Annotated in this window: 10 protein-coding genes and 1 pseudogene; 5 read left to right on the top strand and 6 right to left on the bottom strand. The window is 69.0% G+C overall.

Features of this window, described 5'->3' with window-relative positions; translation table 11 throughout:
- Positions 1–2: 2 nt before the first annotated feature.
- The 3 genes from sufC to Q0Q47_RS16130 all read right to left on the bottom strand — a co-directional run bounded on the left by sufC (position 3) and on the right by Q0Q47_RS16130 (position 3,592).
- The gene (gene sufC / locus Q0Q47_RS16140) at positions 3–752 is read right to left on the bottom strand and encodes a Fe-S cluster assembly ATPase SufC (protein ID WP_293861958.1); all 750 of its coding nucleotides are present in this window, start codon (positions 750–752) and stop codon (positions 3–5) included.
- 128 nt (positions 753–880) lie between these two features.
- On the bottom strand, positions 881–2,350 hold the full coding sequence (gene sufB / locus Q0Q47_RS16135) for a Fe-S cluster assembly protein SufB (protein ID WP_293861955.1): 1,470 nt from the start codon (positions 2,348–2,350) through the stop codon (positions 881–883).
- Positions 2,351–2,407: 57 nt separating this feature from the next.
- The gene (locus Q0Q47_RS16130; protein ID WP_293861952.1) at positions 2,408–3,592 is read right to left on the bottom strand and encodes a cysteine desulfurase family protein; all 1,185 of its coding nucleotides are present in this window, start codon (positions 3,590–3,592) and stop codon (positions 2,408–2,410) included.
- A gap of 278 nt (positions 3,593–3,870) precedes the next feature.
- Here Q0Q47_RS16130 and Q0Q47_RS16125 point away from each other — a divergent pair, with 278 nt between their 5' ends.
- Positions 3,871–4,521 (top strand): alpha/beta hydrolase, encoded by a 651-nt coding sequence (locus tag Q0Q47_RS16125; protein WP_293861949.1) that lies wholly within the window; start codon positions 3,871–3,873, stop codon positions 4,519–4,521.
- 60 nt (positions 4,522–4,581) lie between these two features.
- Here the strand turns inward: Q0Q47_RS16125 and Q0Q47_RS16120 are convergent, their stop codons facing one another.
- A complete protein-coding gene (locus Q0Q47_RS16120; protein WP_293861947.1) occupies positions 4,582–5,793 on the bottom strand; it encodes an alpha/beta fold hydrolase in 1,212 nt (403 codons plus the stop codon).
- 153 nt (positions 5,794–5,946) lie between these two features.
- Here Q0Q47_RS16120 and tyrS point away from each other — a divergent pair, with 153 nt between their 5' ends.
- Positions 5,947–7,212 (top strand): tyrosine--tRNA ligase, encoded by a 1,266-nt coding sequence (gene tyrS, locus Q0Q47_RS16115; RefSeq protein WP_293861944.1) that lies wholly within the window; start codon positions 5,947–5,949, stop codon positions 7,210–7,212.
- 77 nt (positions 7,213–7,289) lie between these two features.
- On the opposite strand, the gene Q0Q47_RS16110 is transcribed toward tyrS, so the two are convergent.
- Positions 7,290–10,772 carry an AsmA-like C-terminal region-containing protein gene (locus Q0Q47_RS16110; protein ID WP_293861941.1) on the bottom strand — a complete coding sequence of 1,161 codons (3,483 nt, stop codon included), beginning with the start codon at positions 10,770–10,772 and terminating at the stop codon, positions 7,290–7,292.
- A gap of 138 nt (positions 10,773–10,910) precedes the next feature.
- Here Q0Q47_RS16110 and Q0Q47_RS16105 point away from each other — a divergent pair, with 138 nt between their 5' ends.
- The 3 genes from Q0Q47_RS16105 (at position 10,911) to Q0Q47_RS16095 (ending at position 13,734) form a co-directional block, all read left to right on the top strand.
- Positions 10,911–11,381 carry a peroxiredoxin gene (locus Q0Q47_RS16105; RefSeq protein WP_293861938.1) on the top strand — a complete coding sequence of 157 codons (471 nt, stop codon included), beginning with the start codon at positions 10,911–10,913 and terminating at the stop codon, positions 11,379–11,381.
- Positions 11,382–11,496: 115 nt separating this feature from the next.
- Positions 11,497–12,882: a M23 family metallopeptidase gene (locus Q0Q47_RS16100; RefSeq protein WP_293861935.1), complete on the top strand. Its 1,386-nt coding sequence runs from the start codon at positions 11,497–11,499 to the stop codon at positions 12,880–12,882.
- Positions 12,883–13,290: 408 nt separating this feature from the next.
- Positions 13,291–13,734 (top strand): hypothetical protein, encoded by a 444-nt coding sequence (locus Q0Q47_RS16095; protein WP_293861932.1) that lies wholly within the window; start codon positions 13,291–13,293, stop codon positions 13,732–13,734.
- A 133-nt stretch (positions 13,735–13,867) separates the two neighbouring features.
- Here Q0Q47_RS16095 and Q0Q47_RS16090 read toward each other — a convergent pair.
- A pseudogene (locus Q0Q47_RS16090) lies at positions 13,868–14,277 on the bottom strand (hypothetical protein); the annotation flags it as partial.

Genomic DNA, 14,277 nt, shown 5'->3' with positions numbered 1-14,277 from the left:
CCTCACGCCGCCTGCGAGCGGTAGTCGGCGTAGCCGTTGGCCTCGAGTTCGAGGGCCAGCTCCTTGCCGCCGGAACGCACCACCTTGCCGGCGGCCATCACGTGCACGCTGTCCGGCACGATGTAGTTGAGCAGGCGCTGGTAGTGGGTGATGACCAGGAACGAGCGTTCCCCGCCGCGCAGCGCGTTCACGCCATCGGCGGCGATCTTGAGCGCATCGATGTCCAGGCCGGAGTCCGTCTCGTCGAGAATGCAGAAGCGCGGCTCGAGCAGCGCCATCTGCAGGATTTCCATGCGCTTCTTCTCGCCGCCCGAGAAGCCGACGTTCAGCGCGCGCTTGAGCATGTCCTGGCCGATCTGGAGCTTGTCGGCGGCGGCGCGCACCCGCTTCATGAAGTCGGGCGTGGCGAGCTCGTCCTCGCCGCGCTGCTTGCGCTGCGCGTTCATGGCCGCCTTCAGGAAGGTCATGGTGGCCACGCCGGGGATCTCCAGCGGGTACTGGAACGCGAGGAAGACGCCGGCGGCGGCGCGCTGGTCGGGCTCCATCTCGAGCAGGTTCTGCCCGTCGAGCAGGATCTCGCCGTCGAGGACCTCGTAGTCCTCCTTGCCGGCGATGACGTAGGACAGCGTCGACTTGCCGGAGCCGTTCGGCCCCATGATGGCCGCGACCTCGCCGTCGTTCACGGTGAGGGTCAGGCCGTTGAGGATCTTCTTGTCCTCGATCTGGACGTGGAGGTTGCGGATCTCGAGCATGGTGTCAGGACCTTGTTCTAAGTCACCGTCATGCCCGGGCTCGGCCCGGGCACCCACGACTTCGACCGCGCGGCGGGAAGTCGTGGATGGCCGGGCGAGGCCCGGCCAGGACGCGGAAAGGGTTTTGCTTAGCCCACCGAGCCTTCGAGGCTGATCGAGATCAGCTTCTGGGCCTCGACGGCGAACTCCATCGGCAGCTGCTGCAGCACGTCCTTGACGAAGCCGTTGACGATCAGTGCCGTCGCCTCCTCGGCCGACAGGCCGCGCTGCTGGCAGTAGAACATCTGGTCCTCGGAGATCTTGGACGTCGTGGCCTCGTGCTCGAAGACGGCGCTGGCGTTCTTCGATTCCATGTACGGAACCGTGTGAGCGCCGCACGCGCTGCCGATCAGCAGGCTGTCGCAGTTGGTGAAGTTGCGGGCGCCGGTCGCCTTGCGATGGGCGGACACCTGGCCGCGGTAGGTGTTCTGCGAGCGGCCGGCCGAAATGCCCTTGGAGATGATCCGGCTCGTCGTGTTCTTGCCGAGGTGGATCATCTTGGTGCCGCTGTCGACCTGCTGCATGCCGTTCGACACGGCGATCGAGTAGAACTCTCCGCGCGATCCCTCGCCCCGCAGGATGCAGGACGGGTACTTCCAGGTGATGGCGGAGCCGGTCTCGACCTGCGTCCAGGAGATCTTCGAGTTCCGCCCGCGACAGTCGCCGCGCTTGGTCACGAAGTTGTAGACGCCGCCCTTGCCCTCGGCATCGCCGGGGTACCAGTTCTGGACCGTCGAGTACTTGATCTCGGCGTCGTCGAGCGCGACCAGTTCGACCACGGCCGCGTGCAGCTGGTTCTCGTCGCGCTGGGGCGCCGTGCAGCCCTCGAGGTAGCTCACATAGGCGCCTTCTTCGGCGATGATCAGCGTGCGCTCGAACTGGCCGGTGTTCTTCTCGTTGATGCGGAAATAGGTCGACAGCTCCATCGGGCAGCGAACGCCCTTGGGCACGTAGACGAACGACCCGTCCGTGAACACGGCCGTGTTCAGCGTGGCGTAGAAATTGTCCGTGACGGGCACCACCGAGCCCAGGTACTTGCGCACCAGGTCGGGGTACTCGCGGATGGCCTCGGAGATCGAGCAGAAGATGACGCCCGCCTTCTTCAGCTCCTCCTTGAAGGTGGTCACGACGGAGACGCTGTCGAAGACGGCGTCCACGGCCACCTTCGAGGTCTGCACGCCGGCCAGGATCTCCTGCTCACGCAGCGGGATGCCGAGCTTCTTGTAGGTCTCCAGGATCGCCGGATCGACCTCGTCGAGGGACTTCGGCGCGGCGTTCAGCTTCGGCGCGGCATAGTAGTGGATGCCGTTGAAGTCGATCGGCGGATAGGAGACGCGGGCCCAGGTCGGCTCGCGCATGGTCAGCCAGCGCCGGTAGGCGTCGAGGCGCCATTCCAGCATCCACTCCGGCTCGTTCTTCTTCGCCGAGATGAGGCGGACGATGTCCTCGTTCAGGCCCACGGGGGCCTTGTCGACCTCGAGGTCGGTCGAAAAGCCGTACTTGTACTGGTCCACGTCTATGGCGCGGACCTTCTCGACGGTTTCCTGCACGGCAGGCATTGCACTGTCCTCCTCTACGGCTTCAAGGGCCGCGGGTGTGGTGGGGAACGGTCGGCCTCAGGCGGCGGCCCGTCCCGGTCTTTCAGATAGGGTGTCGTCCCGGTTTTCGTAGGCACCGAGACAACGGTTCACGTCCTCGATCGTCGAGGTCCAGCCCAGGCTCAGGCGCAGCGCGCACCGCGCGAGATCCGCCTCGATGCCCATCGCGGCCAGCACATGCGAGGCCCTGACCTTGCCCGACGAGCAGGCCGAGCCGGACGACAGCGCGATGCCCGCCAGGTCGAGCCGCATCAGCTCGACCTCGGCGGCACGGCCGGGGATGGCGTAAAGGCTCGTGTTGGGCAGCCGGCCGGCGCCGGCCCCGAAGATCACAGCGTCCGAACGACGCTGCCGCAGCCCTGTCTCGAAGGCGTCGCGCAGCGTGGCGAGCCGGCCATGGGCCTCGGCGCCCTCGCCGCGCACGGCGCGGGCCGCCGCGCCGAAGCCGGCGATCGCGGGGACGTTCTCCGTCCCGGCCCGCATGCCACGCTCCTGGCCACCCCCACGCACGAGCGGGTCGGCCACGCGGACGGACCCGGTGGCGGCCACGAGCGCGCCGACGCCCTGCGGTCCGCCGAGCTTGTGGGCGGAGAGAATCGCGAAGTCCGCGCCGCTGGCCTTCAGGTCGAAGCCGATGCGGCCCGGCGCCTGGACGGCGTCACACACCAGGATCCCCTGGTGGGCATGGACCGCCGCGGCGATGGCCGCGAGGTCCTGCACGACACCGGTCTCGTTGTTGGCGGCCTGGACGGCCACGACCGCCCGCAGGCCCCGCGCGGCGAGGTCGGCCAGGCGCGCGGCGACGCCCGCGGCGTCCACGACGCCGCGCGGATCGACCGGCAGGATCTCGATGGAATGAGCCGCGAAGCGGCCGCCCGCCAGGATGCAGGCATGCTCGGTGACCGACACCAGCAATCGATCGAACGTCCTGACGGTGCCGCCCATCTCGATGCGAGGGGTCAGCGCGAGCGCGGCCGCCTCGCTGCCGCCGGCTGTGAAGACCACGTTGGCCGGCTTCGCGCCGACCAGGGCCGCCACGCCCTCGCGCGCCGCCTCGACCAGCGCCCGGGCGGCCCGACCCTCGGCATGCACCGAGGAGGCATTGCCCACGGCGTCCAGGGCGGCGACCATGGCGGCGCGCGCCTCCGGCCGAAGCGCGGAAGTCGCGTTGTGGTCGAGATAGGTGCGCTGGGCGCCCGCCATCACCGCTTGTGGTCCCCAATCCATGAAGTGCGCCGCCCGCAGGCCCGGCAATCCGTTGCAGCAAAAGCTTGCAAGCGACCCCTGCGACCGTGCTAAAAGCGGCGCTCCCGAAGCGGATCGCCCCGCCGCCGGCCAGATTGGCCGATGGAGTGCGGGTCCGCTGTTAGAATTATTCTAAGAGAATTGTGGTCCCGCCGGGCCTCGAAGTCAAGGTGGCGGCCCCCTTTCACCATGGTCATTCGGTCCCACCCCGGGCCGAAAACGAGGTCGGAGCATCCATGCCTGAGGTTATCTTCAACGGTCCCGCCGGCCGCATCGAGGGCCGCTATCACCCGTCGAAGACCAAGGGCGCGCCGATCGCCATCGTCCTCCACCCCCACCCGCAGTTCGGCGGGACGATGAACAACCAGATCGTCTATGCCCTGTACTACGGCTTCGTGGAGCGGGGCTTCTCGGCGCTGCGCTTCAATTTCCGGGGCGTGGGCCGCAGCCAGGGCGTGTTCGACCACGGCCAGGGCGAGCTCTCCGACGCCGCCGCGGCGCTCGACTGGGCCCAGGCCGTCAACCCGGAGGCGCGCGCCTGCTGGATCGCCGGCATCTCCTTCGGCGCCTGGATCGGCATGCAGCTCCTGATGCGCAGGCCCGAGATCGAGGGCTTCATCTCGGTGGCGGCGCCCGCCAACCGGTTCGACTTCTCGTTCCTGGCGCCCTGCCCCTCGTCGGGCCTGTTCGTGCACGGGTCCCAGGACCGCGTCGCCCCGATCAAGGACGTCATGAGCGTCATCGAGAAGGTGAAGACGCAGAAGGGCATCCAGATCGAGCACGCGACGGTCGATGGCGCCAACCACTTCTTCGAGAACAAGGTCGAGGACCTGATGGGCGTCGTCGGCACCTATCTCGACAAGCGGCTCGGCCCGAAGGAGGGCTGACGCCCTCTTCCGCCGGCAGGCGGCGGCGAGAGTACTGATGCAATCAGGTCGAATTCCGCTCTAGCGCCCGATCGACTTACGGGCCGCCTCGGTGGCCGCCTTCATCGCATTGTCGTTGGCAGCCGGATTTCCCTCGCCCGCCACGGTCCGCGGGGCGGGCCTGTTGTTCTCGGCCACCACCTCGCATTTCGGAGCGGCCTTCTCGCACAGCTCGAGTGCGAGGCGACGGGCCGTGGCCACGTCCGGCTGGCCCAGGTACCAGGTGAGCTTGCCGCCGCCGACCGGGCGCGTCAGCGCCTTTTCCCCGGGAACCGCCATGTAGCGCGCGACCGACGTGCGCTGCTCCGCGCCGAGCCCCAGCGCCATCACCGCCTCGACGTCGTGGTCACCCAGGGTGGGCAGCGACACGTCCCGCAGGAAAGCGTCGAGCGCCGCGTACCAGCGCGTGCGGCCCTCCGTCAGGGTGAAGAGCGAATGCCCGTCGTCGCCGACCGGGTCCATCATCGACAGGCGGGCGTCGCCGCCGGCTGCGACGAAGGCGGCCCTCATCTTCTCCACGAGATCCGGGCCGAACAGGCGGTCGTTGCGCGCGTAGAGCCAGAGCGTCGGGATCTTCGTGGTGCGCCCGAACCCGGCGAAGGTCTCCACCAGCTTGCCCTCGTAGGGGCACGTGTCGTTGCGCAGGCCGCCCGACACGTTGACGACGGCCTTGAGGTTGGCGGGCGCCGATGCGGCGAGGGCCAGGGAGGCCGCCCCGCCGGCCGACACGCCGATGGCGATGGCGCGGGTGGCATCGGCATCGGGCCGATTGGCGACCACGGTCAGGGTCGCGGCGATGTCGAGGGCCTCGGTGCGGAACATGCGGGCGAGGTCGTAGCCGGACTTGCAGTCGCCGAACTGCGGCAACGTCCCTTCCGAGAAGCCGTAGCCCCGGCGGACGAGGACGACCGCAAGCCAGCCGCGGCGGGCCATGTCGCGGGCGATGCTGCGGTAGCTCGTGGCGTGGATGGTGGCGAGATCGTCGCGCGGGCCCGGCTTGCCGTGGGTGATGAGCGCGATGGGCAGCCGGCCGGTGGCGGTCCGGCTGCGCACGGTCATCACCTCCAGCCGGAACGTGGCGCCCGCGATTGTCACCGGCAGGAGGGTCGTCTCCTGCACGAACTCGGGCGGGCGCGTCGGTGTCGTCTGCGTGGGAGACGTTTCCTGGGCCCGGGCCGCGGCGAGCGGCGCCAGGAGCATGAGGAGGAGGAGGTGAAGAACCGAAACGCGCATGACCGACCCGTGACCGCGCCAGCGTAACCCGAGCCGAGGCGGGCCGGCAACTCGTCCGAACGCGGAGAAAGCCGGGTGAAAAGCCCGGGCGAAGCTGATAGACGAACCGCTTCAAGCCCGCGGCGCACCGCGAGATCCTGCAAGGCCCCGACCATGACCGCCACCGATTTCCGCCCCAAGTCCGATTTCCTGCGCATCATTCTCGAGCGCGGATACATGCATCAGTGCTCGGACCTCGCCGGCCTCGACGAGAAGGCGGCGAAGGGCGAGGCGACGGGCTATATCGGCTTCGACTGCACGGCCCCCTCGCTGCATGTGGGCTCGCTCGTGCAGATCATGCTGCTGCACTGGCTCCAGCAGACGGGCAACAAGCCGATCGCCCTGATGGGCGGCGGCACGACGCGGGTCGGCGACCCCTCCGGCAAGGACGAGGCGCGCAAGATCCTCAGCGTCGCCGACATCGAGGCCAACAAGGACGGCATCCGCAAGGTCTTCAACCGCTTCCTGCGCTTCGAGGAGGACGGCGGCAACGGCGTGATGCCGGACAACGCCGAGTGGCTCACGGCGCTGCACTACGTCGACTTCCTGCGCGAGGTCGGCCGCCACTTCTCGGTCAACCGCATGCTGACCATGGATTCCGTGCGGCTGCGGCTGGAGCGCGACCAGGAACTGTCGTTCCTGGAGTTCAACTACATGTGCCTGCAGGCCTACGACTTCACCGAGCTTCACCGCCGCTACGGCGCGGTGCTGCAGATGGGCGGGTCGGACCAGTGGGGCAACATCATCACCGGCATCGACCTCGGCCGGCGCATGGGCACGGCGCAGCTCTTCGCGCTCACCACGCCCCTCTTGACCACGGCGTCCGGCGCCAAGATGGGCAAGACGGCCGCAGGCGCAGTGTGGCTCAACGCCGACATGCTGCCCGTGTGGGACTACTGGCAGTTCTGGCGCAACGCCGAGGACCGCGACGTCGGGCGGTTCCTGAAGCTGTTCACCACCCTGCCCCTCGACGAGATTGCCCGCCTGGAGGCGCTCGGCGGCTCCGAGATCAACGAGGCCAAGAAGGTGCTGGCCACCGAGGCGACCGCGCTCATGCACGGGCGCGAAGCGGCGCTGGCCGCAGCCGAGACCGCCCGCAAGACCTTCGAGGAGGGTGTGACGGCGGATACGCTGCCCAGCATCGACATCCCGAAGGCCGAGATCGACGCGGGCCTGGGCGTCCTGACCGCCTTCGTGCGGGCCGGCCTCGTGCCGTCCACCGGCGAGGCGCGCCGGCAGGTGAAGGGCGGCGGCCTGCGGGTCAACGACGCGCCGGTCACCGACGAGCGCGCGTCGATAGGGGCGGACGCCTTCCTGGACGGCGCCGCGAAGCTCTCCTTCGGCCGCAAGAAGCACGTGCTGCTGCGCGTGGTGGAGTGAGGGCTGTAGCCGTCAGGGCCAGGCCATGACGGCTGGAAGAAGCAGGCGATCTGGATCCCGGTGAGGGAGCCGGACGATCAGCGCTGCGGGCTGGGCTGGGGGATCGACTGGGTCGTCTCCGGACCGCGCTTGTCCGGGACTGGCGAGGTCTCGGCGGGCGTGAACACGCCGAAGAACTTGCGCAGCACGCCAGGCGCCACCGCGCTCAGCGGATTGATGGACAGGGTCGGCTGGCTCAGCCGCCCCGTGATGCGGAAATTGACCGCGAAGATGCCCTCGTTCTGGCCGCCGCCCAGGATGGTGCCCAGCACCGGGACGCGGTTGAGGGCGTTGTTGAGGCCGTAGGCGGGCACGAAGGTCCCGCTGAGGTCGAGCCGGTCGCGGTTGAAGTCCATGGTGCCGTCGAGCGTGCCGCCGACGGCGGTGCCCCACATGGTGCCGTCGCGAATGTCGAGCTTGCCGGCGCCCACCGTGAAGTTCGCCTTGAGCTTGGTGAAGGCGACATTGGCCGGCTTGCCCGGCTCCACCCCGGCGGTCCTGGCGAGGGCCGGTTCGTTGGCGAGGGTGAAGTTGTTGGCGATGATCGCCCCGGTCATGGCCGGCGGGGAGCCGTAGAGCTGGACGATCAGCGTGCCTCCCAGCATGCGCCGGTAGGTGTCGAGGAAGCGCAGGAACGTTCCCGCATCGCCGCTTTCCACCACGATCCCGGACTGGCCGCTCTCCGCCCGGGCCTGCTGGCCCGAGACGGGCGCATTGCCGAAGCGGCCCGCCAGGCGGAACTCGCGGATGTCGCCGCCGCGCAGCGCCAGCTTCAGGTCCGAGGCCGTCAGCTTCTCGTTGTTCTCGCCGAGGATGGTGCGCGCCGTGAGGTCCACGTCCAGATCGCCCGGATTGCCCATGGACGGGCCGCCGGGGCTCGTCAGGGCGCGCAGCAGCGGCCGGGCATCGAGGCTCGTCGCCCGCACGGTGGCCTTGATCACGCCCCCGGCGCGGTCGAGGTCGAGGCGCATGTCGTCCTGGGCGGAGAGGCGGACGCTGGTCATGCGCGCGCTGGTGAGCGAGCCGTCGGCGGCAAGCTTCACGGCGCCCCGCAGCTGGACGCCGCCATAGGCGTCGATCGCGAGCTCCTCCAGGGTCTGCGCCTCGCCGTCCTGCTCCAGCCTGAAGCTCGCCTTGGCCGGGCGGCCCGCGGCCTTGTTCCAACCCGGCAGGGCATCGTTGATGACGGCCTTGGCCAGATCGGCCTCGACGCGCAGGACGGGCTTCTGGGCGGCGGCGTCCTTCACCGTGATCTTGAGCTCGATCGGCCCGGTCACGCCCGGCAGCTTGATGCCGCGACGGTTGCGCGCGGCATCGTCGAACGTCGCCGTCACGGTGACGTCGCACACGCCCGTTCCGGCCGCCTGCTTCATCTCGAACACGGCCTGCGTGCCGCCGAGCTTCCCGTCGCCGTTGACCAGCAGGTTGCCGGCCTTGTCCTGGGAGAAGGTGAAGGAGCCCCCCTCCAGCTTTTCCCGTCCGAACAGGCCCTCGGCGCTGACGGCGCTGGCCTGGCCCGTGACGGAGAGGACGACGTCCTTCGGGTTGATGACCGAATCGAGCGGGAACTGGACCCGCACCTTGGTGTCGATCTGCCCCTTCACGGCGCTGATGTCCGCCGGCAGGGCCACGAAGGGCCGAAGGGCCTCGCTGCGCAGCGCGTCCACCATGGCCTCGGCGGAGCCCGCGGCATCGAAGGCGAGCGCCGCCCGCGGGGGATGCTGCGACGTGTCGTCGATGTCGAAGCGTCCGTTGGCCAGCGTGAGCAGGCGCCCTGCCCCGCTCACCGTGCCGCGGTTGGCCTGGACCCGCGCCGTGCGACCGGTGACCTTTCCCGTCGCGTTGAGCTCGCTGATCACGGGAAAGCCCGGGCCCGGGCGCAGGACGCCCTCGCTCACGGCCACGTCGAGCTGCACCGCGTCGTCGGGAATGGGCTGCTTGGCGAAGGCCGCGGCCAGAGCGTCGCTCGTCAGGCTGACCGCGAGCGCGAAGCGTTCGACCGTGCCCGCCTCGGCGTTCTCCAGGAACCAGGTGCGCACGTCGGCGGCGACCGGCGAGGGCCAGAAGGCCAGCACGTTGCGCACCGGCATGCGCGTCGTCGTCACCCCGAGCCGCATGCCGCTGAACCCGGCGACGCGCCCCAGCGTCCCGTTGATCGCGATCCCCACCTGCGGGCCGGCGAGCTCCAGCCGGTCGATCTCGACCCCCGCCAGGCCGATCGGCATCCGGCCCTCGAACACCAGCCGGTCGATGGCCACCGGAGCGTCGGACGGCCGGTCGGCCGCCATGGCCGAATCGCTGCTCGCCAGCGAGATCTTCCATTGCGCCGCGTCGGTCTGCGGGACGTCGACGCGGCCGGCGAGATGCCAGCGCGTGTCACCCGCTTCCATGGTGAGGTCGTTCACGAGGATGGCGTGGCCCACGGCATCCCACCCGAACGCGCCGCGCACCCTGTCGATGAAGAGGGGCTCGGCGTCCGGATCCGTGAACATGACGACGGCGGAGCCGCCGGTGATGCGGCCCTCGAACGTCGTGACCGTGTTGTCGGCCGCGAGGGTCAGCGCCGCGAAGCCGGTCAGCGGCATGTCCGTGGAGGCCGGCAGCGAGCCCGGCTCGGCATATCCGAGCAGTTCGGCGACGGACAGGTCGTTGATCTCGACGCGCAGGTCGCGCCGCTCGCCCGGCTTGCCGGACAGCGACGCACGGGCGGACCAGGTGCCCAGCGCGCCGGTCACGCCCACCGCCATGCGGACCGTGTTCTCCTCCGGCCGGGCGAAGCTGACCGACATCTTGTCGTACACGACCGTGCGGTCCCGCCGCCGGTCGTTGATTCGCAGGCGTCCGTCGCGGATGCCGGCGCGCTCCAGGACCGCCAGGGGGCCCTCGCGCGCCGCGAAGCCGTCGAGGATCTGGGCGGGGCCGAAGCCGGCCTTGGGTTGGGCGGGCTGCGGAGCGGGCTCGGCCTGCGGCTCCTCCTCTCCGGTCGCGGAGATGGACACGGCGCCGTCCTGCGAGATGGTGAGGACCATGGCGAGGCCGACGAAGGAGATGTCCTTGGGCTTCAGCTGCCAGCCGAGCAGGCCCGTCGCGTCGAAGGTGATGTCGGCCTGCGGAGCGGCCACGACGAGGCTGCCCGATCCGTCGCGGACCGTGATTCCCGAGACCGCCAGCAGCGGGCCGTCGTCGCTCCACTCGACCTGGGCGTGGCGGACGTCGACGTCGTAGCCGGCCCCGAACTGCGCCTCCAGCGCGGCCACGACTCGCTCCGTGATGGCGTCGGCCGCCACGGGGCCCTGCCGGATGCGCCAGGCGGCGGCGGCGATCCCGACGACCATCAGGACGACCCAGGCCAGCACCACGCGCCCGATGATGGTGCGCCAGCGCCGGGCCTTGCCCTCGCGATTGCGCCGGACCTTCTCCGACCGGGCATGGGCTCGCTGCCTCAGACGCAAGCGCGTCCGGGCGACCCGCATGGCCGCCTCGGCTCCTCCCTCCTGCCTGTCCAGATCCTGGGTCGCCAAACCGATCTCGTCCGCCGTTCGTCCCGATATAACACGCTGGGCACGGCCCAACGACGTATCAACGCGGAATACGACAATCCGTCCCGGCGATCCGTGCGTAAGGTATGCGTCACGTCGATTCGGCAAAAGGAAGGCGATATGTCGGAGACTCTCGTGGTGGGCCAGCCCGCGCCCGCTTTCAGCATCCCCAAGGACGGCGGCGGCGTCGTCTCACTGGCCGGCCTCAAGGGCCGCAAGGTGGTGCTCTATTTTTACCCGAAGGACGACACGAGCGGCTGCACCAAGGAGGCCATGGAGTTCAACGCCCTGCGCGGCGCCTTCGCCGAGGCCGGTGCCGAGATCGTTGGCGTATCCGCAGACAGCGTGGCCAGCCACGACAAGTTCAAGAAGAAGTACGACCTCGCCTTCACGCTCGGCTCCGACGAGGAGAAGGCGATGCTCGAGGCCTATGGCGTGTGGGTGCAAAAGAGCATGTACGGCAAGTCCTACATGGGCATCGAGCGCACCACCGTGCTGATCGACGCGGCGGGCAAGATCGCGCGGGTCTGGTCCAAGGTGAAGGTGCCGGGCCACGCCGAGGAGGTCCTCGCGGCGGCCAAGGCGGCTTGAGACGGCCAATCGCGATACAACACGCTGCGCGTGTATGTAGCGATTGATTAACCCTAATTGTTTCTAATCCTCACGGGGCGCGGATTGCCCCCTTCGTTCCGTGAGGCTTCCCCGGATGTCCTGGGTTTTCGGCCGTTCGAGCCCGAGCAAGGGCCGTTTCCTGACACTCGTCATCGATCAGGGCGGACGACAGCGACAATGGCGCCTGGACACGGGCGCGGCCCTGGTCGTCGGCATCCTCATGGTGCTGGTCGGCCTCTGGGCCATCGCCGCCACGCTCTACCTGGTGTTCCGCGACGACCTCATCGTCAACCTGGTCTCGCGTCAGGCGCAGGTCCAGTACGCCTACGAGGACAAGATCGCCGCGCTGCAGGCGTCTATCGACAAGGTGACGAGCCGGCAGGTGCTCGACCAGGACACCATCGAAGGCAAGCTCCAGGACCTGGTCTCACGCCAGGCGCAGCTCGAGACCCGCCAGGCCATCGTCTCGCAGGTCGCGAGCCAGGCCGAGAGCGTCCTCAAGCCGAACGCGGCCCCTGTCGCCACCGCCCAGACCGCGCCGCCCGCCAAGCCGTCGGCGCCCCAGCTTCCCCAGGCCGCGACCGTCATTCCGCGGGACGCGGTGCCGGTCGGCGCGTCGGCCTTCGCGCCGGTCGACAAGCCGCATCCCCTGGTCGACTTCGGGCCGCTGCGGGGCATTCCGACCCCCGCCCGGCCCGCGGCGGAGGCCGCTCCGGCCGTTGCGCCGTCCCAGAAGCAGAGTTGGCGCCTTGACCCGTCCATGCCCGCCGAAAGCCGCCTCCTGGCCCTCAAGGAGGCCATGGCCCAGACGGAAGCGACGCAGATCGCACAGGTGCGCGGCTTCGAGAGCCGCGCGCGCAAGACCGCGGACCGTCTCGCCGGCGTGATCGCCGACCTCGGTCTGGACCGCAACCGGTTCGCGTCCATGCCGGTCCCGTCCGGCGTCGGCGGCCCGCTCGTCCCTGTCGCCGTCGATCCGTCGCATGGCCCCTTCGAGGCGGGCATCGACGCGCTGCAGCGCTCCCTGGTCGAGGCCGACCGGCTGCGGCGCATCGTCAAGGCCCTGCCCCTGCGGCGGCCCCTCAGCGGCGAGCTCGATACCACGTCAGCCTTCGGCTACCGCATCGATCCCTTCACGCGCGGCATGGCGCTTCACACCGGCATCGACTTTCGCGACGAATGGGGCACGCCGGTGCGCGTGACCGCCGCCGGCCGGGTCGTGTCGGCCGAGTGGACGGGCGGCTACGGCAACATGGTCGAAGTGGACCACGGCAACGGCATCGCCACCCGCTACGGCCACCTGTCACAGATCCTGGTCGAGCCCGGGCGGCAAGTCGAGGCGGGCGCGGTGGTCGGCAAGGTCGGCTCCACCGGCCGGTCGACCGGCCCGCACCTCCACTACGAGACCCGCGTCGACGGTGACCCGGTCGACCCCATGCGCTACCTGCGCGGCGCGAACGCCCTGACGCTGGTGCAGTAGGCGGCATCGTCGGAGCGCCTTGGGGCCCGTCACACCGACTGGTCCCACCTTTCTGCCGTGCCAATCCTAGCCGAGCCCCCCCCGCATATCTCACAACTTGGTCGGCTGGCGGGCGGCGTCGAGGTCTGTTCGGGGCATGAGTCGCGGCGCCCGCCGAAATTGGCTCGCCGTCCGCCCACCCGCATCGTTAGCCACGAGACAAAACTGAGTATCGTATCAACCAGCAGTCTGCACGACTTCGATGTCCTTGCCGGATATGCGTCGACAAACGTCCGGTCCTAGTCTTTCTTGCCGACGTCACCATTGACTACATTTGGGCACGATGCATTGCTTTGAGCCGCGCAGGCGGATCCGCGCATTTTTGCTTTGAGCCTTTTGAACATTTTTTTCAGGACAAGGTCGACATCAGTGACACACCAGCAAATTCGCAATGATGGAACGGATCCGCGGAAGAACGACGGGACGGGCAAGGATGTCCAAGCCACCACCCGATCCTGCTTCATCTACATCACGAACAGTCTTGCAGCCGATCTGACGGAAGTCGTACTGACCCATCAACAAGGGAACAACATCGACACGATCGAGTGTGCACAACTAAAATCGGGCAGCGAATCTCCCTCCAAGCAAATCAGCTTCGAGACGGGCTTCTGGGCCAATTTTGACTACTGGAATATAAGTTTTCGTCTCAATAACGTCCGATACAATACGCCTTACAATGATCGGTGCAATCTGGAGGCATCCGACGCCGGCAGCTTGGTGTCATGCAATATCGCGACCAGGGGAGACGACATCTACTTGTCTGTCGGAATGGCGTCAGGCGGATGCTTGTTCATCATCGAAAAAGTCGGCTAGGACCGATCGCCGCGCTGCTGGGCCAGCATGCAGGCCAGAGGGGCAGTTCAGGCGTGACGAAAGCTGTCACTCCTTGACCACTTGCCTCAGATAGAAAGACGGCCCCGGCTGGTCGCCGGGGCCGTCGGTGTTCTCAGTTGCCGCTCAGGGCGGACTTGGCCTTGGCCCACCACCCGGCCTTGCGGGGCGCGGCGGGTTCGGCGCCGATGACGACCGGCTCGGTCGTGACCGGCTCGGGCGTGGGCTCCGCGGCCGCAACCGGCTCGGGCGCGACGGGAGCCGGGGGCTCGACGGGCGCGGGCGGGCGGACCGGTTCGGGCGGGACGACAGGAGCCGCCTCGGCCACGACGGCCACCTCTTCGACGACCTCGGCGACGACCTCTTCTGTCCCCTTCTTCGGGCGACGGGCGCGCGGCTTGCGGGCGCGCGGCGCGGCTTCGGCAGGGGGCGCTTCGGCAGGGGGCGCTTCGACAGCGGGCGCCGCCTCGGGGGCGGGCTCGGCGGCGACCGCCTCGACGGGAGCCTCGGCCGAAGCCTCGGGGG

It is taken from the genome of uncultured Alsobacter sp. (genome assembly GCF_945952055.1).
In the GTDB taxonomy this organism is placed as follows: Bacteria; Pseudomonadota; Alphaproteobacteria; order Rhizobiales; family Beijerinckiaceae; genus Alsobacter.
This window is presented reverse-complemented; position numbering and strand designations above follow the sequence as displayed.